Annotated in this window: 21 protein-coding genes; 12 read left to right on the top strand and 9 right to left on the bottom strand. The window is 66.5% G+C overall.

Annotation, left to right across the window (positions count from 1 at the left end; genetic code table 11):
- Nucleotides 1–4: 4 nt before the first annotated feature.
- From livM to QX070_RS12815, 4 genes are all read left to right on the top strand, one after another.
- Nucleotides 5–1,333, top strand: a complete 1,329-nt coding sequence (gene livM, locus QX070_RS12830; protein ID WP_315737410.1) for a high-affinity branched-chain amino acid ABC transporter permease LivM — start codon at nt 5–7, stop codon at nt 1,331–1,333.
- Nucleotides 1,330–2,163 carry an ABC transporter ATP-binding protein gene (locus QX070_RS12825; protein ID WP_315737409.1) on the top strand — a complete coding sequence of 278 codons (834 nt, stop codon included), beginning with the start codon at nt 1,330–1,332 and terminating at the stop codon, nt 2,161–2,163. Before livM ends, QX070_RS12825 begins: the two co-directional genes overlap by 4 nt.
- On the top strand, nt 2,160–2,891 hold the full coding sequence (locus tag QX070_RS12820; RefSeq protein WP_315737408.1) for an ABC transporter ATP-binding protein: 732 nt from the start codon (nt 2,160–2,162) through the stop codon (nt 2,889–2,891). The genes QX070_RS12825 and QX070_RS12820 overlap by 4 nt, the downstream gene beginning before the upstream one ends.
- 158 nt (nt 2,892–3,049) lie before the next feature.
- Nucleotides 3,050–4,168: a branched-chain amino acid ABC transporter substrate-binding protein gene (locus QX070_RS12815; protein WP_315737407.1), complete on the top strand. Its 1,119-nt coding sequence runs from the start codon at nt 3,050–3,052 to the stop codon at nt 4,166–4,168.
- 138 nt (nt 4,169–4,306) lie between these two features.
- Here QX070_RS12815 and QX070_RS12810 read toward each other — a convergent pair whose 3' ends face one another.
- Nucleotides 4,307–4,708, bottom strand: a complete 402-nt coding sequence (locus tag QX070_RS12810; RefSeq protein WP_315737406.1) for a response regulator — start codon at nt 4,706–4,708, stop codon at nt 4,307–4,309.
- Nucleotides 4,709–4,944: 236 nt separating this feature from the next.
- On the opposite strand from QX070_RS12810, the gene QX070_RS12805 reads away from it, so the two are divergent.
- Nucleotides 4,945–7,719: a PAS domain S-box protein gene (locus QX070_RS12805; RefSeq protein WP_315737405.1), complete on the top strand. Its 2,775-nt coding sequence runs from the start codon at nt 4,945–4,947 to the stop codon at nt 7,717–7,719.
- A 167-nt stretch (nt 7,720–7,886) separates the two neighbouring features.
- Nucleotides 7,887–8,885, top strand: a complete 999-nt coding sequence (locus tag QX070_RS12800) for a P1 family peptidase (protein ID WP_315737404.1) — start codon at nt 7,887–7,889, stop codon at nt 8,883–8,885.
- A gap of 2 nt (nt 8,886–8,887) precedes the next feature.
- Here the strand turns inward: QX070_RS12800 and QX070_RS12795 are convergent, their stop codons facing one another.
- Nucleotides 8,888–9,655, bottom strand: coding sequence for an EF-hand domain-containing protein (locus tag QX070_RS12795; RefSeq protein WP_315737403.1), 768 nt, complete (start codon nt 9,653–9,655; stop codon nt 8,888–8,890).
- A gap of 226 nt (nt 9,656–9,881) precedes the next feature.
- Between QX070_RS12795 and rpe the strand changes: the two genes are divergently transcribed.
- From rpe to QX070_RS12780, 3 genes are read left to right on the top strand one after another with little or no spacing between them, the layout of a single operon-like run.
- Nucleotides 9,882–10,583, top strand: coding sequence for a ribulose-phosphate 3-epimerase (gene rpe, locus QX070_RS12790; protein ID WP_315737402.1), 702 nt, complete (start codon nt 9,882–9,884; stop codon nt 10,581–10,583).
- A 15-nt stretch (nt 10,584–10,598) separates the two neighbouring features.
- Nucleotides 10,599–11,084, top strand: coding sequence for an ureidoglycolate lyase (locus tag QX070_RS12785; protein ID WP_315737401.1), 486 nt, complete (start codon nt 10,599–10,601; stop codon nt 11,082–11,084).
- A 43-nt stretch (nt 11,085–11,127) separates the two neighbouring features.
- Complete coding sequence (locus QX070_RS12780) at nt 11,128–11,958, top strand: bifunctional allantoicase/(S)-ureidoglycine aminohydrolase (protein ID WP_315737400.1); 831 nt, start codon at nt 11,128–11,130, stop codon at nt 11,956–11,958.
- A gap of 50 nt (nt 11,959–12,008) precedes the next feature.
- Here QX070_RS12780 and QX070_RS12775 read toward each other — a convergent pair whose 3' ends face one another.
- The 5 genes from QX070_RS12775 to QX070_RS12755 form a co-directional block, all read right to left on the bottom strand.
- Nucleotides 12,009–13,466 (bottom strand): bifunctional serine/threonine-protein kinase/universal stress protein, encoded by a 1,458-nt coding sequence (locus QX070_RS12775; RefSeq protein WP_315737399.1) that lies wholly within the window; start codon nt 13,464–13,466, stop codon nt 12,009–12,011.
- A 3-nt stretch (nt 13,467–13,469) separates the two neighbouring features.
- On the bottom strand, nt 13,470–14,210 hold the full coding sequence (locus tag QX070_RS12770; protein ID WP_315737398.1) for a metallophosphoesterase family protein: 741 nt from the start codon (nt 14,208–14,210) through the stop codon (nt 13,470–13,472).
- Nucleotides 14,211–14,500: 290 nt separating this feature from the next.
- Nucleotides 14,501–15,109: a hypothetical protein gene (locus tag QX070_RS12765; RefSeq protein ID WP_315737397.1), complete on the bottom strand. Its 609-nt coding sequence runs from the start codon at nt 15,107–15,109 to the stop codon at nt 14,501–14,503.
- A complete protein-coding gene (locus QX070_RS12760) occupies nt 15,106–15,777 on the bottom strand; it encodes a hypothetical protein (protein ID WP_315737396.1) in 672 nt (223 codons plus the stop codon). The genes QX070_RS12765 and QX070_RS12760 overlap by 4 nt, the downstream gene beginning before the upstream one ends.
- Nucleotides 15,774–16,553, bottom strand: a complete 780-nt coding sequence (locus QX070_RS12755; protein ID WP_315737395.1) for a MotA/TolQ/ExbB proton channel family protein — start codon at nt 16,551–16,553, stop codon at nt 15,774–15,776. The genes QX070_RS12760 and QX070_RS12755 overlap by 4 nt, the downstream gene beginning before the upstream one ends.
- Nucleotides 16,554–16,747: 194 nt before the next feature.
- Here QX070_RS12755 and QX070_RS12750 point away from each other — a divergent pair, with 194 nt between their 5' ends.
- Both QX070_RS12750 and QX070_RS12745 read left to right on the top strand, forming a co-directional pair.
- Entirely contained in the window at nt 16,748–18,106 is a 1,359-nt protein-coding gene (locus tag QX070_RS12750) for a histidine kinase (RefSeq protein ID WP_315737394.1), read from the top strand.
- Between the two features lie 10 nt (nt 18,107–18,116).
- Nucleotides 18,117–18,764, top strand: a complete 648-nt coding sequence (locus QX070_RS12745) for a response regulator transcription factor (protein WP_315737393.1) — start codon at nt 18,117–18,119, stop codon at nt 18,762–18,764.
- 211 nt (nt 18,765–18,975) lie between these two features.
- On the opposite strand, the gene QX070_RS12740 is transcribed toward QX070_RS12745, so the two are convergent.
- Nucleotides 18,976–19,563, bottom strand: a complete 588-nt coding sequence (locus QX070_RS12740; RefSeq protein WP_315737392.1) for a TetR family transcriptional regulator — start codon at nt 19,561–19,563, stop codon at nt 18,976–18,978.
- Nucleotides 19,560–19,733 carry a hypothetical protein gene (locus QX070_RS12735; RefSeq protein WP_315737391.1) on the bottom strand — a complete coding sequence of 58 codons (174 nt, stop codon included), beginning with the start codon at nt 19,731–19,733 and terminating at the stop codon, nt 19,560–19,562. The genes QX070_RS12740 and QX070_RS12735 overlap by 4 nt, the downstream gene beginning before the upstream one ends.
- 280 nt (nt 19,734–20,013) lie before the next feature.
- Here QX070_RS12735 and purB point away from each other — a divergent pair, with 280 nt between their 5' ends.
- Nucleotides 20,014–21,324 (top strand): adenylosuccinate lyase, encoded by a 1,311-nt coding sequence (purB, locus tag QX070_RS12730; RefSeq protein ID WP_315737390.1) that lies wholly within the window; start codon nt 20,014–20,016, stop codon nt 21,322–21,324.
- Nucleotides 21,325–21,330 lie beyond the last annotated feature (6 nt).

The following is a 21,330-nucleotide window of genomic DNA, read 5'->3' as shown; positions in this document are numbered from 1 at the left end:
CCGCGTGAGCGCGTCCCTTCCCGCCTCGTCGAAAGGCTCCGAACCGGTCGGAGCCGCCTTCATCCTCAAGAAGGCCTTTCTCAGTGCGCTGGTCGCTCTCGGTCTGTTCTCCCTGATGGTCGGCGTCCGCACCGAAGCGGGCCAGAGCGGCCAGCTCGTATACTGGACCCGCTTTGGCGACCTCGCCAGCCTGGTTGTGGCGGTGTTCGTCGGCTCGATCGCGGTCGAGCTGCTGCGGCTGTGGCTCGGACCGCGCGGCGGCCTCGGCAGCTTCGTGCCGCCGTCCGTGCAGAGCGGCATGTCGGTAGCCGGCCGCTATCTCGCGCCGGCGCTGCTGATCTTCACCTTCCTGGTGCCGGTGATCTTCTACAATCAGCGCTATATTCTCGACCTCGGCATCCTGGTCCTCACCTACGTCATGCTGGGTTGGGGCCTCAACGTCGTGGTCGGTCTCGCCGGCCTGCTCGACCTCGGCTACGTCGCGTTCTACGCGGTCGGCGCCTATTCCTACGGCCTGCTCTCGACCACCTTCGGCCTGTCGTTCTGGATCTGCCTGCCGCTCGCCGGTATTCTCGCCGCATTCTGGGGCGTGCTGCTTGGCTTTCCGGTGCTGCGGCTACGCGGTGACTACCTCGCCATCGTCACCCTGGCCTTTGGCGAGATCATCCGCCTCGTCCTCATCAACTGGCAGGACGTGACCGGCGGTCCCAACGGCGTCTCCGGGATTCCGCGACCGACGTTGTTCGGCATTCCGCTCACACCGGGCGAAGGCGGCCTTGCATCGATGCTCGGCATCCCGTTCTCGCCGACGCATCGCATCGTGTTTCTGTTCTATCTGATCCTGGCGCTGGCACTCTTGACCAACTGGGTCACCATCCGGCTGCGCCGGCTGCCGATCGGCCGGGCCTGGGAAGCGCTGCGCGAGGACGAGGTCGCCTGCCGCGCGCTCGGCATCAACATCACCACCACCAAGCTGACCGCATTTGCGACCGGCGCGATGTTCGGCGGTTTCGCCGGCGCCTTCTTCGCCACGCGCCAGGGCTTCATCAGCCCGGAATCCTTCACCTTCCAGGAATCGGCGCTGGTACTCGCCATCGTCGTGCTCGGCGGCATGGGGTCGCAGCTCGGCGTGGCGCTGGCGGCGCTCGCCATGATCGGCGGCTTCGAGCTGTTCAGAAGCCTCGAGGGCTACCGCATGCTGGTGTTCGGTCTCGCCATGGTGCTCGTGATGATCTGGCGGCCGCGCGGCATTGTCGGCCATCGCGCGCCAACCGTATTCCTGGAAAAATCCAAGAGCATCTCTTCGGACCTCGTCAAGGAAGGCCACGGATGAGCTCCGCTCCCATTCTCGCACTTGAAAACCTCACCATGCGCTTCGGCGGCATCGTCGCCGTCAATGCGCTGTCGTTCACCGCGCAACGCACGCAGATCACGGCCCTGATCGGCCCCAACGGCGCCGGCAAGACCACCGTGTTCAACTGCATCACCGGCTTCTACAAGCCGACCTCCGGCGTCATCCGCCTGACCCATGATGACGGCGCGCAGTTCGAGATGCAGAAGCTGAAGGACTTCAACATCTCCAAGCAGGCCAAGGTGGCGCGGACGTTCCAGAACATCCGGCTGTTTCCGGGCATGACGGCGCTCGAGAACCTGATGGTCGCGCAGCACAACGCGCTGATGCGCGCGTCCGGCATGACGGTGCTCGGGCTGCTCGGCGTGCCCTCGTGGCGCGCGGCCGAGCGGAACGCGATCGATGCGGCCGTGTTCTGGCTGAAGCGCGTCGGGCTGATCGACCGCGCCGACGACGCGGCCGGCAATCTCGCCTATGGCGACCAGCGCCGGCTGGAGATCGCGCGCGCGATGTGCACCTCGCCGGCCCTGCTCTGCCTCGACGAACCGGCCGCCGGCCTCAACGCGCGCGAGAGTGCGGCCCTCAGCGAGCTGCTGCTGTCGATCCGAGCCGATCACGCCACGTCGATCCTGCTGATCGAGCACGACATGAGCGTCGTGATGGAAATCTCCGACCGGATCGTCGTGATGGACTACGGCGTCAAGATCGCGGAAGGCACGCCGCGCGAGATCAGGGATGATCCCAAGGTCATCGCGGCCTATCTCGGCACCGACGAGGAAGAGGCCGCAGCCGTGATGGAGGCCGAGGCGTGAGCGCGTCCCTCCTCGCAATCCGCAGCCTGCGTGCCTCCTACGGCAAGATCGAAGCGCTCAAGGGCGTCGATCTCGACATCAAGCCCGGCGAGATCGTCGCGCTGATCGGCGCCAACGGCGCCGGCAAGTCGACCCTGATGATGTCGATCTTCGGGCGGCCGCGCGCGAGCTCCGGCAACATCGTCTACGACGGCAACGACATCACACAGGTGCCGACGCATCAGATCGCGCAGCTGCGCATCGCGCAGTCGCCGGAGGGACGCCGCATCTTTCCGCGCATGAGCGTCGCGGAAAACCTGCAGATGGGCGCCGACGCCGGCGAGACGACCGACGCGGAGCGGGCCAGCATGCTGGAGCGGGTATTCGCGCTGTTCCCGCGCCTGAAGGAGCGCATCGACCAGCGCGGCGGCACGCTGTCCGGCGGCGAGCAGCAGATGCTGGCGATCGGGCGCGCGCTGATGAGCCGGCCGCGGCTGCTGCTGCTGGACGAGCCCTCGCTCGGCTTGGCGCCGCTGATCGCTCGCCAGATTTTCGACGCCATTCGGACACTCAACCGCCAAGACGGTCTGACCGTGCTGATCGTTGAGCAGAACGCCAATCACGCGCTGAAGCTCGCCCATCGCGGCTACGTGCTGGTCAACGGCCTGATTACGCTGTCGGGCACCGGCACCGAGCTGCTGCAGCGGCCGGAGATCCGCGCTGCCTATCTGGAGGGCGGCCGCCACTGAGGCGGAGCCCTCAAAATCCGGCCGAAATGACATTAGTCCTTCGTAGGTGTCGTCGAAAATTGCCGGTGACTTCGCCGTAAAATCAGCCACAATGCGCGCGGTCTGCGGCCCGCCGTTCGGGCCGTTCCGTGTCGACCTACCCCCCGCGAGGATTTCTCATGAAACCACTCAAACTCATCGGCTTGGCTCTGGGCGCATCGCTGGCGCTCTCGACCGCTGCTTTCGCCGAAGACATCAACATCGCCGTGGCCGGCCCCATGACCGGCAGTGAATCGGCCTTCGGCCGCCAAATGCAGAACGGCGCCGAGATGGCGGTAGCCGACCTCAATGCTGCCGGCGGCGTGCTCGGCAAAAAGCTCGCACTGCAGGTGGGTGACGATGCCTGCGATCCGAAGCAGGCGCGTTCGGTTGCCGAAAAGCTCGCCGGCTCCGGCATTCCGTTCGTCGCCGGCCATTTCTGCTCGTCGTCGTCGATCCCGGCCTCCGAGGCCTATGCCGACAGCAACGTCCTGCAGATCACGCCCGCGTCGACCAACCCGCTGTTCACCGAGCGCAAGCTGTGGAACGTGGCGCGCGTCTGCGGCCGCGACGACCAGCAGGGTCTCGTCGCCGCCAACTACATCGCGAAGAACTTCAAGGGCAAGAACATCGCGATCCTCAACGACAAGACCACCTACGGCAAGGGTCTCGCCGACGAGACCAAGAAGGCGCTCAACAAGGCCGGCGTCACCGAGAAGATGTTCGAGTCCTACAACAAGGGCGACAAGGACTTCAACGCGATCGTCTCCCGCCTGAAGCGTGACAACATCGATCTCGTCTATGTCGGCGGCTATCATCAGGAAGCCGGCCTCATCCTGCGCCAGATGCGCGACCAGGGTCTCAAGACCATCCTGATGGCGGGCGACGCGATGAACGATAAGGAGTTCGCCTCGATCACCGGCCCGGCCGCGGAAGGCACGCTGTTCACCTTCGGCCCCGAGCCGCGCAACAAGCCGACCGCGAAGGCGATCGTGGACAAGTTCAAGGCCAAGAACATCGATCCCGAGGGCTACACGCTCTACACCTACGCCGCGATCCAGGTCTGGTCGCAGGCGGTGAAGAAGGCCAACACCACTGACGCCAAGAAGGTGATGGACACCATCAAGGCCGGCGAGTGGGACACCGTTCTCGGCAAGCTCGGCTTCGACGCCAAGGGCGACATCAAGCAGATCGACTACGTCGTCTACAAGTGGGACGCCAAGGGCGGCTACGCCGAGCTCGGCGGCAAGGGCTCCTGATAGAACTCCTGATCCGCTTCGATCATCATCAGCAAAATGCAAACGCCCCGGTCCTGGACCGGGGCGTTCTGCTGAGAGCTTGGTTCGTCGTTGAAGCGCCTGCAGGACAGTCGTACGGAGAGTAAGTAACAGGCCGGCTCAGCCGGCACAGGCCGAAAGCGATGGGGCTCCCTTCGCCGCCACTGCCGCACGGGCCGTTTCGACGGCACGCATCAGTTCGGTCGGGCGGAACGGTTTCTGCAGGTAAACGACACGGGTCAGCTCGTCCGACATCGACGCGCCATCGAAGGCGGTCATGCCGGAGACTGCGACCACCGGCACGTCGGGAACCAGCGCGCGCATACTGCTGACCAGATCGAGCCCGTTGGAATCATCGAGATAGATGTCGACGATGACGGCATCGAACGCCTGGTCGCGGAACAACTGCAGTCCGGACGCAGCAGTTCCCGCTTCGACCACGTCGAACTGATTGACGCGCAGCACCATACAGATCATGGCGCGCACATCCTTCTGATCGTCGACCACCAGAATCCGTGGCATCAACTTCTCCAGAATTTTCCGTTGGACAACCTACAACCTAGAAGGAAATCGAACACAACTACCGGTATATTTATCCCATTGGGGTAAAGGTGCAGTTACTTTAACTATCGACTCATTCTACAGAACGTCGCGATCTGGTACCATACAACCTTTATTAGAAAATAGAAACTTTTCGCGCGCCAGTCACCGACTCCTTGTTTTTGCATGTTGGCTCCCGTTGCGCAGGATTCCCGGAGATGCAGAGCATCGAGGATCACCGCGAAGTCCTGCTGTCGACGTCCACCGCGACGCGCCGAGACCAGATCGCAGCACTCGCTGCGGTTGCGATCTCGACCTTGCTGTTTGCCGCCGCCGCTCCCTTTGCCAAGGTGGAGTTGCCGGCGGTGCCTGCGTTCGTCGCGAGCTACCAGTCGGCGCTGGCGCTGAACGATCTCATCACCGCGTTCCTGCTGTTCTCGCAGTTCGTGCTGCTGCGTTCGCGACCGCTGCTGTGGTTGGCCTCGGGTTACCTGTTCACCGCGCCGGCCTCGCTACTGCACACGCTGGTGTTCCCAGGCCTGTATTCTCAGACCGGCCTGCTCGATGCAGGTCCGCAGACCGCAGTCTGGATCTACATGATCTGGCACGGCGCGTTCCCCCTGTTCGTTCTGGCCTATGCGCTGCACGACCGTCGCCGTCCGACGCCCGTTGGGTCGGTTGCGCTGTCGCTCTCGGTCGCCGTGCTCGGCGTGGCGATTGCACTTGCGGCGCTCACCTGGGCGGTGATCGCCCATGATACGGCGCTGCCCGCGCTCGTCCGCGATGACGCTGCCACGCCGGCTTTGAAGGTCGTGGTCGGCGCCATCTGGTGCGTGACATCGGCTGCCCTGCTCGTCCTGGCGCTGCGCAGGCCGCACAGCATTCTCGACCTCTGGGTCATGGTGGTGCTGTGCGCCTGGCTGTTCGACCTCTCGCTCTCCTCGTTGCTCAACGCCGCCCGGTTCGACCTCGGCTACTACACGGGCCGCATCTATGGCTTGCTGGCCGCGAGCTTCGTACTCGGCGTCCTGCTCGCCGACAATGTCAGCCTGCAGGCGAGGCTCACGCGGCTGTTGCAGCAGCAGCGCCGGCAGAGCGAAAGCGAGCGGACACGCTTCATCGCGCGCGAGCGGCTGTTCAGCGCCGTCGTGGAATCCTCCAACGACGCCATCATCACGCTGACCCTGCAAGGCAAGATCACGTCCTGGAATCGCGCCGCCGAACACCTGTTCGGATACGGCGCAGACGAGGCGCTTGGCAACGACATCGGCCTGATCGTGCCCGCCGAACGGCGCAGCGAGGTCGATCGCATCCTGAGCCGGATCGGCGGCGGCGAGAAGATCGAGCATCACGAGACGATCCGCCGCCACAAGGACGGCCGCGAGATCGAAGTATCGCTCGGCGTGTCGCCGATCCTCGACGCGCATGGTTTGGTCATCGGCGCCTCGAAGGTGGCGCGCGACATCACCGAGAGCAAGCGCACCCGAACCGCCCTGACCCGTGAGACCGAGGAGCGCCGCCGCATCTTCGAGACCTCGCAGGACCTGATCCTGGTTGCCAACTCCTACGGACAATTGATGCAGGTCAGCCCGAGCGCGGTGGACGTGCTCGGCTACCGGCCGGAGGAGATGGTCGGCCGCAATGCCAGCGACTTCGTCTATCCGCCCGAGTTCGAGGCGGTCCGTAGCCAGATGCGCGCCTGCCGCCGCGGCCGCGACGTCCACAATTTCGAGGCGCAGCTGTTGCACAAGGAAGGCCGCGGCGTCGTCCTGAACTGGATGGCGAGCTGGTCGGACCCGGTGCAGCGCCACTTCTTCGTCGGCCGCGACCTCACCGAGAAGCGCGCCGCCGAGGCGCAATTCCGCCAGGCGCAGAAGATGGAGGCGGTCGGGCAGCTCACCGGCGGCGTCGCCCACGACTTCAACAACATCCTCACCGTCATCACCGGCAGCATCGGCATTCTTGCCGACGCCGTGTCCGACCGGCCGGAGCTCGCCTCCGTCGCCAAGCTGATCGACGACTCCGCCGACCGCGGCGCGCAGCTCACGCGGCAGTTGCTAGCCTTCGCCCGCAAGCAGCCGCTGCAGCCGACCGATCTCGACATCAATGCGCTGTTGAACGAGACCGCAGCCTTGCTGCGGCCGACGCTCGGCGCGCAGATCGAGATCGAGCGCATCCTCGGCGCCGATCCCTGCACCGCGCTCGCCGATCCGAACCAGCTCGCCACCGCGGTCATCAATCTCGCGCTCAATGCGCGTGATGCAATGCCGCAAGGCGGCAAGCTCATGCTGGAGACCGCGAACGTCACGCTCGACCAAGACTATGCCGACGCCCATAGCGAGGTCATCGTCGGTGACTACGTGATGATCGCCGTCAGCGACACCGGCTGTGGCATTCCGCCGGCCTATCTCGAGAAGGTGTTCGATCCGTTCTTCTCGACCAAGGGCACCGGCAAGGGCACGGGGCTCGGCCTCAGCATGGTATTCGGCTTCGTCAAGCAGTCGGGCGGCCACATCCAGATCTACAGCGAGGTCGGCCACGGCACCTCGATCAAGCTGTATCTGCCGCGCTCGGCGTCCGCTCCGGCGACCAGCGCGGGCTTGCAGGCGCCGGACGCGCGCGGCGGCAATGAGACGATCCTGATCGTGGAGGATGATCTGCTGGTACGCCAGCACGTGATCGCCCAGGTCGGCAGCCTCGGCTACACTACGCTGGCCGCCGCCAATGCCGCCGAGGCGCTCGACGTGCTGGAGCGCCATCCGGAGATCGACCTGCTGTTCACCGACGTCATCATGCCCGGCGCCATGAACGGCCGCCAGCTCGCCGACGCCGCACGGGTGCGGCGGCCGGCGCTGCGGACGTTGTTCACCTCGGGCTACACCGAGAACGCGATCGTTCACCACGGCCGACTCGACGCCGGCGTGCTGCTGCTGCCCAAGCCTTACCGCAAGCCGGAACTGGCCCGCATGATCCGCATTGCGCTGGAGGCGTGAGGCCGTAGCCCGGATGAGCGCAGCGATATCCGGGTTTCACCGAGACAGCGCGTGAGAGCCCGGATATCGCTGCGCTCATCCGGCTACGAGGACGCGCGGGTGTTGCATTGAGCCCTCGCGCCAGCCGCGCTATCCATCCAGCATCATCACCTGCCGCGAGGGCGACCGTGCAAAACCTCCTCACCGACATCGCGGGCGTACGCGTGGGCCATGCCCAGGACGCAGCGCTCGCGTCCGGCGTGACCGCGATCCTGTTCGATCAGCCGGCGGTGGCCGCGATCGACATCCGGGGCGGCGGACCCGGCGTGCGCGAGGATGCGCTGCTCGATCCTGCGAATACGGTGGAGCGGGTTGACGGCATCGCCCTGTCCGGCGGCTCGGCGTTCGGGCTGGAGGCCGCGAGCGGCGTCCAGGCCTGGCTGGCGGAACAGGGCCGCGGCTTTGCCGTGCGCGACGCGCTGATCCCGATCGTCCCCGGCGCGATCGTGTTCGACCTCTTGAACGGTGGCAACAAGGCCTGGGGCCGCTACGCGCCCTATCGCGAGCTCGGCTATGCGGCCGCAGCGGCCGCCGATACCAGCTTCGCGCTCGGCAGCGTCGGTGCCGGGCTCGGGGCCACCACGGCCAACCTGCAGGGCGGGCTCGGCTCGGCGGCGGCGACGACGACAGGTGGGATCAAGGTCGCTGCCATCGCGGTGGTCAATGCCGTCGGCAGCGTCACGGTCGGCGACGGCCCGTGGTTCTGGGCGGCGCCGTACGAGGTCGACGGCGAATTCGGCGGCCGCGGCCTGCCGGCCGCGTTCACGCCGGATATGCTGGCGATGCGCATCAAGGGCGGCCCGGCGGCGTCAGCCTCCGAGAACACGACCATCAGCCTCGTCGTGACCGACGCCGTCTTGACCAAGGCGCAGGCCAAGCGGCTCGCGATGATGGCGCAGACCGGCATGGCGCGCGCGATCTATCCGGTGCATCTGCCGCTCGACGGCGACATCGTGTTCGCGGCGGCGACTTGCGCCAAGCCGATCGAGCCGCTGGTCGAGCTGAGCGAGCTCGGCATGGTCGCGGCCAATGTGCTGGCCCGCGCGATCGCACGCGGCGTCTATCACGCGCGACCGCTGCCGTTCGCCGGCGCGATGCCGTCCTGGCAAGGCCGCTTCGGCGGCTGAGCCTAGGCGCTCACCGCGGTCGTGGAGGACGTCGAGGCCGACAGCATCTTCGACTGCCGCTGGATCAGCTTCTCGATCAGATTGTAGGACGACGTGGCGGCGTTCGAGGCGGTGGTGGCCGCCGGCGTCGTCAGCGTCACCTTGGAGCCGTCAGCATAGGTGATGGTGGTCGTCGTCGAGCCGTCGCTGTTGGTCGACGAGGAGCTCGACGCGCCCGACATTGCCTGCATCAGCGCGTCCGCCCCTGCGCCTGACGAATTGCCGGAGCTGCCAGCCTCCCCGGCTCCAGCACGATGATGATGACCACGGCGGCCGCGCGCGCCCTGCAGCGCCGATGTCAGTTCGTCCATGCTGACATTGCCGTCGCTGTTGCTGTCGAGCTTGCCGAACACCTTGTCGGCATTGGCGAGGTTGGTGCCGCCGGCGCCGAGCGCGGTCTCGAATTCGGACTTTGTGATCTTGCCGTCACCGTCGCCGTCGATCTGCGAGAACAGGTCCTGCAGCGGGCTGGTCGAGGCGTTCGCACCCGATGTGCCGGACTGGCTCTGCGCTGCGAGCAGCGCGTTCATCGTCTCCGGCGCGATCTGCCCCGAACTGATGCTGCCGGAGCTCGACCACGGGCTGAAATTGCCGGAGCTGCTCGAGCTGCCGCCGTTCAGACTGAACACGCCGCCGCCGGCATTGCCCGATTTTCCGGAACCGGACTTCGTCGACCCAAGCGACTGCAGGGCTTCCAGGGCCGATGAGGCGGCCCCCAATGCAAACCACATGGCGAAACTCCGAGGTGGCCGCAATGCGCGGCGAAACAACGTCGGATCTCTCCGTCGCAATCCCCGTGCCAGCGCCAAACCGCTGATATGTCCGGATATTTCGAGATGTTGCGGATGCCCAAACCCGGCAGTTCATGCCGCGCTCGGCAGATTTTTCCCGCTCGCGTTGCCGCAACCGCGCCCGCATGATACGGCGACAATCCCGATCGCACTGGAACAGCCGCCCATGACACAGTCCTTCACGCCGCGCCCGCTCGTCATTGCGCCGTCGATCCTGGCGTCGGATTTCTCCAAGCTCGGCGAGGAGGTGCGCGCCGTCGATGCCGCCGGCGCCGACTGGATCCATCTCGACGTCATGGACGGTCACTTCGTGCCGAACATCTCCTACGGGCCCGACGTCATCAAGGCGCTGCGCCCCCACACGACCAAGATCTTCGACGCGCATCTGATGATCACGCCGTGCGATCCCTATCTCGAAGCCTTCGCCAAGGCCGGCTGCGACCACATCACGGTGCATGCGGAGGCCGGTCCGCACTTGCATCGCTCACTGCAGGCGATCCGTGCGCTCGGCAAGAAGGCCGGCGTCTCGCTCAATCCCTCGACCCCGCTCAGCGTGATCGAATACGTGCTCGACCTCGTCGACCTCGTGCTGATCATGTCGGTCAATCCCGGCTTCGGCGGCCAGGCCTTCATTCCCTCGGCGATCGGCAAGATCCAGGATCTGCGCGCGATGACCGCGGGCCGGCCGATCGATATCGAGGTCGATGGCGGCGTCGGCCGCGACAATGCCGGCGCGCTGGCCGCGGCCGGCGCCAACGCCTTCGTCGCAGGATCTGCGGTGTTCAAGGGCGGCACGACGGAGGCCTACCGCAGCAACATCTCCGCGATCCGCAGCGCCGCCGCGTCGGCGCGCGGCGAAGCGATCTGAGGCACGCGGGGCGGGATGCACACGCTCACGCCGCGGCCGCTGACCAAGGCGGCCTTTGCTGATTTCGGCGACGTCGTCGAGACCGACGGCGGCCAACCCATCGAGATCAACCAGGGCTTCGCCCGCCGCTGCAACGGCCTCGCCGCGATCGACGTGACGTCGGGCGGCGCAGACGTGAACATCAGCCTGTTCGAGGCCAAGCCGCGGCCGCAACCGATCGAGATCAAGCTGATGGAGCGGCATCCGCTCGGCAGCCAGCTGTTCATGCCGCTGCAGGACCGGCCCTGGCTGGTGCTGGTCTGCGACGACCCGCGTGATCCCGCGAGCTACCATGCCTTCACGGCCAGCGGACGCCAGGGCGTCAATTACGCCCGCAACGTCTGGCACCATCCGCTGCTGGTGTTCGATGAGGCCTCGCGCTTCATGGTGGTCGACCGCATCAGCCCCGACAATCTCGAGGAGCTGTGGCTCGAGCAGCCGCTGTTTCTAAGCATCCCCTGAATGGTGGCGCGCGCAGGCTGATCCGTGCGCAGGAGAGACGACGATGGACAAGCCGAACTACTTCGTGCCGCAGGGCGGCCACCCGCCGCAGACCGACCTGCTCACCGGGCGCGCCGTGTTCACTGAAGCTTACGTGGTCATCCCCAAGGGCGTGATGCGCGACATCGTCACCTCGGCGCTGCCGTTCTGGGACAAGACGCGGACCTGGGTGATCGCGCGCCCCCTGTCGGGCTTCTCGGAGACGTTCTCGCAATACATCGTCGAGGTCTCGCCCGGCGGCGGCAGCGCCCAGCCCGAGCCGGATCCGGAGGCCGAGGGCGTGCTGTTCGTGGTCGGCGGCGAGATCCTGCTCACCATCGCCGGCAAAGAGCATCGCCTGGGCAATGGCGGCTACGCCTTCCTGCCGCCGTCCTGCAAATGGACGCTGCACAACGACAGCCGGGCGCCCGCGACCTTCCACTGGATCCGCAAGGCCTATGAGGCCGTCCCCGGCATCCCCGTGCCCGAGGCTTTCGTCACCAACGAGGCGACGATCGCCCCTGCCGCGATGCCGGAGACGCAGGGCCGCTGGGCCACCACGCGCTTCGTCGATCCGCTCGACGTCCGCCACGACATGCACGTCAACATCGTCACCTTCGAGCCCGGCGCCGTGATCCCGTTCCTGGAGACGCATGTGATGGAGCACGGGCTCTATGTGCTCGAGGGCAAGGCGGTCTACAAGCTCAACCGCGACTGGGTCGAGGTCGAGGCCGGCGACTTCATGTGGCTGCGCGCCTTCTGCCCGCAGGCCTGCTACGCCGGCGGCCCCGGCCGCTTCCGCTATCTGCTCTACAAGGACGCCAACCGGCACATGAAGCTGCGACCGTTCAGGTGAGAGGCGCGGTCGCGCAATCGGACCCGGACTTCGATCTCAACTCTAACGTCTCACGTCCCCGACACGACCTTCGCCGGCGCGTCGTCATCCTCCTCATCCACCTCGCGCACCACGTGGCGTGTGCGCACCACCGTGACGGTGCAGCCCGCCTCCGCGGCGACCTTCGCCGAGACGCTGCCGAGCAGTGAGCGCAGTACGGAATCGCGGCGGGCGCCGATGATGATGTGGTCGACCTGGTTGGCCTCGGCGAACTCGATGATGGCGGCGGCCGGATCGACGGCCTCCAGCACGTGCACCGTCAGCCGGCTCGTGTCGAGCTTGAGCGGCGTCGCCCAGTGCTTCAGCGCGACCATGCGGTCGATGTGCTTGTTGTTGCCCTCCTCGTCCAGGGTGCGGTCGATGGTGAGGCGCCCGAGCTTCAGCACGTTGACGCAGGCGAGGCGCGCCGCGGGCAAAGTGGCGAGGATGCGCTGCGCGGTCAGCCGCAGCGCGCCGTTGAGCTCCTCGCCGCCTTCCACGGTGTCGATCGCGACCGCCACGATCGGGCTGGAGGCGATCTGCACCGCGACGTCGGATGATTTCTGTTCCGGCTGCACCAGGCCGCGGTTGAAGCGGCGGCGCCACACCGTGGTGATCGGATCGCGCGTCACCTTCGCCGAACGCGTCGTGAGCTTGACCTGGTCGGGATGGCCGAGATCGAAGGCGAGTTGCGCCGCGGTCGGGTAGCGCCACACCGGCTCGATCTCGAGACAGCGCAGCACGATCTCCTGCAGCCAGGGCGGATAGTCCGGCTTCAATTGCCGCGGCGGATAGGGATCGCGCCAGAGACGCCGGCGCATGCCGCGCAGGGTCTCGCTCTCGCCGAACGGCCGCACGCCGGTGGTGAAGAAATAGAGCAGCACGCCGAGCGAAAAAATGTCGCTGCGCGGATCGCTGCGCGTCCCCATCATGCGCTCGGGCGCCATGTAGGGCGCGGTGCCGTAAGGCAGGCGGAATTCCTCCTGCAACAGATCCGGCAGGTGCCTATGGCAGGACAGGCCGTAGTCGATCAGCACCGCCTCCCCTGACGGCCGGAACATGATGCTCGATGGCTTGATGTCGTGATGGATCACGTGCTGCCGGTGAATGTCGGCGAGCGCCGTCGCGATCTTCGCGACCAGTACCCGCGTCTCCTCGTAAGCCAGTGGCAGCTCGGGCAGTCGCTTGTACAGCGTCTCGCCCGGAATCTGCTCGATCACCACATAGGCCTGGGTGGCGAAATCGCCGGTGCCGAAACAGGCCGGCACGTGCGGTCCCGACAGTTTTGGCAGGATCATCTGCTCCATCTCGAAGCTGACAATCGCGGCGGGGTCCTCGCCCTCGGAGACGCGCGGCACCTTCATCAGGATCGGCCGGTCGATATCCGGACGGGTGACGCTCCACAACGTCGCCATGCCGCCGGAATGCACGCATTCGCCGACCGTGAAGCCGTCGATCACGACGCCCGGCTGAAGCTTTGACCTCGGCATGTTCTATCGCCCCATCGAGAGCCGCTGCGCCAGCCAGGGCGGCAGGCCGTTGTCGCGAATGCGCTGTGCCGCCGCCTCGACGTCATAGGGCACGCGACAATAGGTCAGCTCGCGGGTCTTGGTGTCGAAGGTCACGAACGACGCGGCAGGATCACCGTCGCGCGGCTGGCCGACCGAGCCGACCACGGCCAGCCATTGCCGGCCGCGCAACAGCTGAATGGGCATGTTGGCGGTCGGGGTGAAGCTCGTCATCTTCGCGGTGGCGGACATCGAGTACAGCGCCGGACGGTGGATGTGGCCGCAGAACGTCACCTGCGCCTCGGTCGCGATCATGCTGCGCGCGGCGTCGGCGGACGACTGCACATAGCGCCAGCGCGGCGGGCTCGAGGCCTCCGCATGCACGAACAACCGGTCGTCGTCACCGATGCTCATCGGCAGTTCGGCGAGAAAGCGGCGCTGCTCGGCGCTGAGCCGGCCGCGCGTCCACTCCATCGCCGCCTGCGCCTCGGCATTCATGGTCTCACTCGCGACCGAGACGGCATTGTCATGATTGCCGCGCACCGCCAGCCCGCCACCGGCGACGATCTCCATGACGGTGTCGACCGACCATTCCGGATCGGCGCCATAGCCGACGATGTCGCCGAGACAGATGAGGCGGTCCGCGCCACGCGCACGCGCCGCCTCGAGGCAGGCTGCAAAGGCCTGCCGATTGGCATGGATGTCGGTCAAAATCGCCAGCAGCACCCGTTTCCTCCGGTTCTCAAGCTAGCGGCCGTGGTCGCACGAGACTTGAGGAACATCAAACAAGATAGGCGGAGAGATGCGGAATGTCAGCGTTGCAGGTCCCCTGCGATGCGCCGGTGCGGCTTTCCTTCCCTGGGTAAAGCTGAAGCCCAGGACGTTGCGGTGGTTCGGTCTGGCGACCGCACTCTTGGCCTTGTTGACCTTGAGCTCGAGGCGCCGTGCCAGGAACGTCCCAATGCTCGCCATCACCCGCGCGCTCGCTTCACGCGGGAGGATACGGCTGCAGCCGCCTACTGCTCGTCCTTCGGCGGCATGCGTGGCGGCAGCAGCGGCGTGAACGAGACACCGTCGCCGGCGGTCTTGGCGGCCTTGAACTCGCCGGTGGAGGGATCGCCGCCGGCGGTCTCGATGATCGTCTTCGGAAGAATGTATTCGCGCGCGGCGTCGATGACGCCACCGTCGCCGGTGCCGAAATCGGCGGCGCGGCCGCCCTGCGGATGGCCGGCCGCGATCTGGTCGGCGGCGTGCTGGGCCTTGTCGGCAAGTGTGTCGCTGTAGGGGATACGATAGGCGCGGGGCACGCCGCTCGGACGGTTGTCGTCGTCGAGCGCCTCGACCCACAGATAGACCGTGCCGGGATCGCCCTCGACGGAGTGCGGATCGACGATCCGCACCTGCAGCACCTTGAAGCTCCTCGGCAGCCGGTCGACGCTGGCCCAGCCGAGCAGGCCGCGGGCGCCGACGAAGCTGCCGACATAGAACGCGCTGGTGATGACCACGGCGACCGCCTTGGCCTGCCACGGCAGCCGGGCATAGACCAGCACCAGCAGCAGCAGCGCGCCGATCAGCGCGTAGCACACGGACAGGGTGACGATGACGGTCTGCAGATTGCTCGTCATGGCCTGAGCATCCTGACGCCGGTCTTGGGATCGATATCGGCGCCGTTGCGCCAATTGCTGCGGAACGTCTCCAAGAGCGATTTCGGCCGGCGCTGCACGTCGATCACCTTGCCCTCGGCATTGAGCTTGAAGCGCAGCGCCGTCTTCTCGTCGCCGGAATGGTCGAGCACGACCTTGTCGTCGAAGATCACCTGCGCAGTCGGGTTGAGCTTCTGCACCTTCACGGTGGCCTCGACCGGCGCACCGCTAACGTTCTGGAAATGCGAGATGTTGACGGTGTATTCGCCGGCGACGATGCCTCTGACGGTGACGATCTCCTCGCGGATCGGCGACGGGATCTTCAGACCGTTGACCAGGATGAAATCGTTGGCGCCGCCGCGGTCGTCGCGGTCGAGCGTGAGGAAGCCGGCCTCGCGATGCCGGTACCAGGCGATGTTGCCGACGGGGTCCTGCACGAACAGGTCGAGATCATCCGGGTGATTGTCCGGCCAATCCATCGTGATCAGGAACTCGGCTTTCGAGTCGACCTTACCGTCCTTGGCGTCCGGCGAGATCGCGAGCACCGCGATGAAGAAGAAGAACGCGACGATCTGCAGCGCCTTGAACAGCATCACGCTGAACGGGTCGAACTGCTCCTCGCGCGGATAGAGTCCGAAATCGTCCATCATGCGACCTGCTCCGGCGCGCGATCCATCGCGCGCTCGAGCCGCGGCGTCACCCGCGTCTCCGTCAGCATGACGGCGTCCGAGAACATCCGTCCCGTCGCCGCATCGAGCATGTAGTACTGGATGCGCACCAGAATCGAGCCGACGAGCCCGGCGAGCGTCGTGTACATGGCAATCGCCATGCCGTCGCTCATCAGCCCCATCGACGATTTCATCGCGAGCTTATCGTTGACGTCGAGGCCGGCGATCGGCGCCAGCATGATGATGAAGCCGATGATGGTGCCGAGCAGGCCGAGCTTCATCAGCGTGTCCGAGGCGAAGCCGCCGAAGCCGTTGGAGCCGCGCAAGCGGTCGGCGAGCGTCCGCAGCAGCAGCGTCTGGTCGAGGCGCCCTGCCCCTTGCGTTTGCGCCTTGGTGACGAGGCTGCGGATGTGGTTGGTGACGAGCCCTTTGGGAAGCAACTGCGCATCAGGTTCGAGCGCGCGCGCCGCATCGGGCCCGATCAGCACGGCGCGGCAGCGCCGCGCCGCATCCGCCTCGCGCGCGATCGCTCTGGTGCGCCAGAAGCAATGGCAGCACGTGGCGACGTAGAGCACGGCGATAACGCTGGAGATGTATGTGCGGTCGGAGGCGACCATCAGGTGGAAATAGCCGTAGCGGGCGAGCACCACGGCGGCGAATATCGTGAGGCCGGTGAAGATCATCCAGAGCAGCAGCGGCCCGCGCTCGGCTGCGTCGCGCGCAGGTTCCACTCGTTCGGCACTGCTGACCACGCTCATGCATGAACTCCCGATGCGCGCCGTTTCGTTCGGCGCTTCGCAGAGGAGTTAAGCAGAGCGGCGGAACAGCGTCCAAAGACATCTGCCTCGAGGCTCTCGGGAAAATTTCCCAACCTGCCGCTTGCTGCAGTGCATTTGCTTGGCGGAGCACCATCCCATTGTTACGCTGCGGCAAAAGCCGTGGAGAGGATCGCATGCGTCTCGTGCTCCAGCTCATTGCGCGCCTCGCGCTGATCGTGCTGCTGTGTCTGGCCGCCGCGGCCGTATGGGTCACGGTCGACGCCTATCGCAGCGTCGACCGCGCCACCGCGGCATCGGCCGACCGGGTCTCCCAGGCGTTGGAGGCGCTGTATTGGCGCGAGCTGCTGCTGCGCAGCAACCGGTCGCGGGAGCGGCTGCTGCCGCTGCCCGACTGGCGCACGACCGAGACCATGAAGCTGATCGCGCCCGGCATCTGCGTCCAGCTCAAGCCCGAGGCAGCGTTCGAGAAGCCGCTGTGCGGCCAGAGCAAGGGCCTCGGCGCTGCGCCGCCGCTCTGGTTCTCAGGCGCCGTGGAAGCCATCCTCGGCGATCACGCCGCGGTCGCGCAGCCGATCAGCGCGCGCGCCACCACGGCAGGAACCGTCTCGGCGATCGCCGATCCCGATGCGGCGATCCAGCTCGCCTGGCTGCGCATCCAGGACAGCTTTGGTGTGGCGCTGGCGATGGCGATCGCGATCGGCGTGCTGGCCTCGCTGGCGATCGCGCATGCGCTGGCGCCGGCGCGCAGCATCGTCCAGGCGCTGCAGCGGATGGCCGAGGGCGACCACCGCCCCGCGCTGCCGCGCTTCCGCTCGATGGAGCTCGCGATGATCGGCCGCGCCGTCGGCGAGCTCGGCGACCGGCTGTCCCAGTCCAACGAGCAGCGCGCCGCGCTGACCGAGCGGCTGCTCGACATCCGCGACGAGGAGCGGCGCGCGCTGGCGCGCGAGCTGCACGACGAGTTCGGGCAGAACCTCACGGCGATCCTCGCCTTTGCCTCGACGATCGAGAGCGCCGGCAGCGGCCGCAACGATCAGGTCGCCCAGGATGCACGGATGATTACGCAGTCCGTCAGCCATCTGATGGCGTGCCTGCGCGGCACGCTGAGCCGGCTGCGCCGTCCGCTCACCGAGGAGCTCGGCCTCGCCGCAGGCCTGATCGCGCTGACCGAGAACTATCAGCATGCCGCGCGGCCCGCGATCCGGCTCGACCTCCACGGCGACCTCGCCGACATCCAGGGCCCGGTCGCGGTCACCGCCTATCGGATGGCGCAGGAATGCCTGACCAACGCCCTGCGCCACACCAGTGCGAGCGAGGTGTCGTTGCGGGTCGAGCGCCGTCAGGGTCCAGACAGTGCGCTCGTGATCTCGGTCGAGGACGACGGCGGCGGCGATGCGACCCTGCTGGCGCAATCGAGCGGCTTCGGCCTGACCGGAATCCGCGAGCGCATCGCCGCGGTCGGCGGCTCGCTGTCGATCGGGCCGGCCGCGCGCGGGCTCAGCGTCTCCGCGACAATTCCACTGGCCGCCTGAGACAACCGGGATGCCCGAGCGCATAGGCATTTCGATCCTGCTGGTCGACGACCACCCGGTGGTCCGGCAAGGCTATCGCCGCGTGCTGGAGAGCCAGGACGGGTTTCGAGTCATCGCAGAGGCCGACAGCGCCGCGGCGGCCTATGGCGCGTTCAAGACGCATGCACCCGACGTGGTCGTGCTCGACATCTCGATGAAGGGTGCCAGCGGGCTGGAGGCGATCCGCAACATCCGCGCCCGCGACAACCGCGCCTGCATCCTCGTGTTCTCGATGCATGGCGAGGCGCCGCTGGTGAAGGCGGCGTTCGCCGCTGGCGCGAGCGGCTTCGTCACCAAGAGCAGCGAGCCGTCGGCGCTGGTCCGCGCGATCCGCATGGTCATCAACGGCGAGCGCGCGCTCAGCGACGACGTCGCCCACGTGCTGGCCGCTGACAGTCTCGATCCGCAGCAGACCGTGCTCGACCGGCTCGGCGAGCGTGAGATCGAAATCCTGCGCCAGTTCGCGTCAGGCCTGACCACCGAGCAGATCGCCGCCAACCTGCACCTCAGCGTCAAGACGGTGCAGAACTATCATTATCTGGTGAAGGCCAAGACGGGATTGCAGACGGATGCGCAGCTCGTCCGGCTGGCGGTGACCAGCGGGCTGACGAATCTGTAGGCTGCCGTGGGGTGGGCAACGGCGCTGCCGTGCTGTCGCCGCATGCGAGCCAGCAATGGCGCCGTGCCCACCATCAAACTGATGAGTTCGCTGATCGACGGAGGGCACGGCGCGCGATCTCGGCCCAAGGCGATGTCGTGCAACGCGCCTTTGCCCACCCTACGAGCTGTGTGAACCCGCATGTCGCTGCGCTCATGCGGGCTACGCGCGCCTAGCGCGCCTGAAGTCCACGGAGCAGCAGGGTCAGCACGGCATCGACCCGGGCCTGACAGGTGCACTCGCCCCACTCGTCGGCATGAGCGGGATGGTGAAAACTTCTCGTCGCGTCGAAGATCGCCGCGGCCGCGGTCTTGGGATCAGTGACGTGGAACGTTCCCTGCGCGACCCCCTCCGCGATCATGCCCTCGACCTGGGCGATCAGGTGCTGCTTGTGCGCCTTGACCACCGAGCACGCCTCGCGCGCCAGGGTGAGATAGGTCGCGAACATCTCCGGATCTTCACAGACCCGCTTCTGCTTGGCGCCGAACAGCTCGCGCAGCCAGCGCTCCAGCTTCGCCGGCGCGGGTCCCGGCTCGGCCGCGATCTGCGCCAGCGGCGCGCTGACCCGCTCGAGCCAGCGCCGCGCCACCGCCTCGCGCAGCGACGCCTTGCTGGGAAAGTGACGATAAACGGAGCCGTGGCTGACATCGAGCGCTCTCGCGACGTCGACGACCGTCGCTTTGGCGAGCCCGTAACGGCGCAACACGTCCTCGGTGACTTCGAGGATGCGCTCGGATGTCAGAACCACGGCCTCATTCATGCGTGCACCATATCGGTGTCGGACGTATGCGCCTTGATCTGGATCGTCTCGGCCCGATCGGCGGACGACGGCGCGCGGAATTTGGCGGCCTGGGTCTCCAGGTGACGCGCGACCTGGTGATTCAGCCAGTCCTGAAATTGTGAGTGCAACAATCGCTTTTCAATCTTCATCGAAGCGGTCCTTCGCAGTTGAAACCGCTGAACCCATGGTCAGACAGTGCAAGTTGATCTTCAGCATGACAGCGGCAGAGACATACACCATCGCGCTGACAGATTTCAATATCTGTCAGCGCGATTTTTTCGAGCGGTATCATAATCCACCTCGATCGCACCGGCCGAGCGGAAAGACCGCCGTTTGTGTCGATCCGGCCGCTCTGGTAAAGCGCGGCGTAAAATGCTGGCGCGGACGCCCGGTCCCGCCCACCTTCCCTCCCGCCTCGGAGCGCCGTCGATGATCCCCCGCTATACCCGTCCCGAAATGGCCTCGATCTGGGAGCCGCAGACCCGGTTCAAGATCTGGTTCGAGATCGAGGCGCATGCGGCGGACGCGCTGGCGCAGCTCGGCGTGATCCCGAAGGACGCGGCCAAGACGATCTGGGCCAAGGCCAAGGACGCCACCTTCGACGTCGCCCGCATCGACGAGATCGAGCGCGAGACCAAGCACGACGTCATCGCCTTCCTGACCCATCTCGCCGAGATCGTCGGCCCCGAGGCGCGCTTCGTGCACCAGGGCATGACGTCATCGGACGTGCTCGACACCTGCCTCAACGTCCAGCTCACCCGCGCCGCCGACCTGCTGCTCGCCGATCTCGACCGCGTGCTGGCGGCGCTGAAGACGCGCGCCTTCGAGCACAAGATGACGCCGACCATCGGCCGCTCGCACGGCATCCATGCCGAGCCGGTGACGTTCGGCCTCAAGCTCGCTTATGCCTATGCGGAATTCTCCCGCGCGCGTGAGCGCCTGGTCGCCGCTCGGAAGGAGGTCGCGACCTGCGCGATTTCCGGCGCTGTCGGCACCTTCGCCCAGATCGATCCGCGGGTGGAGGAGCACGTCGCCAAGGCGATGGGCCTGTCGCCCGAGCCGATCTCCACCCAGGTGATTCCGCGTGACCGCCACGCGATGTTCTTTGCCACCCTCGGCGTGATCGCCTCCTCGGTCGAACGCTTTGCGACCGAAGTCCGCCACCTGCAGCGCACCGAGGTGCTGGAAGTCGAGGAATTCTTCTCGGAGGGACAGAAGGGCTCCTCCGCAATGCCGCACAAGCGCAACCCGGTGCTGTCGGAAAACCTCACCGGCCTCGCCCGCATGGTGCGCGCCTATGTGACGCCGGCGATGGAGAACGTCGTGCTCTGGCACGAGCGCGACATCTCGCACTCCTCGGTCGAGCGCATGATCGGTCCCGACGCCACCGTGACGCTCGACTTCGCGCTGGTGCGCCTCGCCGGCCTGGTCGAGAAGCTGCTGGTCTATCCCGCCAACATGGAAAAGAACCTCGACCGCCTCGGCGGCCTCGTGCACTCGCAGCGCGTGCTGATCGCGCTGACCCAGAAGGGGGCGAGCCGCGAGGACTCCTACAAGCTGGTCCAGCGCAACGCGATGCCGGTATGGCGCGGCGAAGGCGACTTCCGCACCCTGCTCAAGGCGGACGCCGAGGTGAAGAAGTATCTCACCGACGCCGAGATCGACGAGCAATTCGACCTCGGCTACCACCTCAAGCACGTCGACACGATCTTCCGGCGCGTGTTCGGCAGCGCCGAGTGACGGCGC

It is taken from the genome of Bradyrhizobium sp. SZCCHNR1093, assembly GCF_032381175.1.
Taxonomy (GTDB): Bacteria; Pseudomonadota; Alphaproteobacteria; order Rhizobiales; family Xanthobacteraceae; genus Bradyrhizobium.
This window is presented reverse-complemented; position numbering and strand designations above follow the sequence as displayed.

Bases quoted from the DNA above. Each gene is read 5' to 3' on its own strand.
- QX070_RS12825 (WP_315737409.1), top strand. From the start codon at position 1,330: ATGAGCTCCGCTCCCATTCTCGCACTTGAAAACCTCACCATGCGCTTC.
- QX070_RS12815 (WP_315737407.1), top strand. From the start codon at position 3,050: ATGAAACCACTCAAACTCATCGGCTTGGCTCTGGGCGCATCGCTGGCG.
- QX070_RS12810 (WP_315737406.1), bottom strand. From the start codon at position 4,708: ATGCCACGGATTCTGGTGGTCGACGATCAGAAGGATGTGCGCGCCATG.
- QX070_RS12805 (WP_315737405.1), top strand. From the start codon at position 4,945: ATGCAGAGCATCGAGGATCACCGCGAAGTCCTGCTGTCGACGTCCACC.
- QX070_RS12795 (WP_315737403.1), bottom strand. From the start codon at position 9,655: ATGTGGTTTGCATTGGGGGCCGCCTCATCGGCCCTGGAAGCCCTGCAG.
- rpe (WP_315737402.1), top strand. From the start codon at position 9,882: ATGACACAGTCCTTCACGCCGCGCCCGCTCGTCATTGCGCCGTCGATC.
- QX070_RS12785 (WP_315737401.1), top strand. From the start codon at position 10,599: ATGCACACGCTCACGCCGCGGCCGCTGACCAAGGCGGCCTTTGCTGAT.
- QX070_RS12780 (WP_315737400.1), top strand. From the start codon at position 11,128: ATGGACAAGCCGAACTACTTCGTGCCGCAGGGCGGCCACCCGCCGCAG.
- QX070_RS12775 (WP_315737399.1), bottom strand. From the start codon at position 13,466: ATGCCGAGGTCAAAGCTTCAGCCGGGCGTCGTGATCGACGGCTTCACG.
- QX070_RS12765 (WP_315737397.1), bottom strand. From the start codon at position 15,109: ATGACGAGCAATCTGCAGACCGTCATCGTCACCCTGTCCGTGTGCTAC.
- QX070_RS12760 (WP_315737396.1), bottom strand. From the start codon at position 15,777: ATGATGGACGATTTCGGACTCTATCCGCGCGAGGAGCAGTTCGACCCG.
- QX070_RS12755 (WP_315737395.1), bottom strand. From the start codon at position 16,553: ATGAGCGTGGTCAGCAGTGCCGAACGAGTGGAACCTGCGCGCGACGCA.
- QX070_RS12750 (WP_315737394.1), top strand. From the start codon at position 16,748: ATGCGTCTCGTGCTCCAGCTCATTGCGCGCCTCGCGCTGATCGTGCTG.
- QX070_RS12745 (WP_315737393.1), top strand. From the start codon at position 18,117: ATGCCCGAGCGCATAGGCATTTCGATCCTGCTGGTCGACGACCACCCG.
- QX070_RS12740 (WP_315737392.1), bottom strand. From the start codon at position 19,563: ATGAATGAGGCCGTGGTTCTGACATCCGAGCGCATCCTCGAAGTCACC.
- QX070_RS12735 (WP_315737391.1), bottom strand. From the start codon at position 19,733: ATGAAGATTGAAAAGCGATTGTTGCACTCACAATTTCAGGACTGGCTG.
- purB (WP_315737390.1), top strand. From the start codon at position 20,014: ATGATCCCCCGCTATACCCGTCCCGAAATGGCCTCGATCTGGGAGCCG.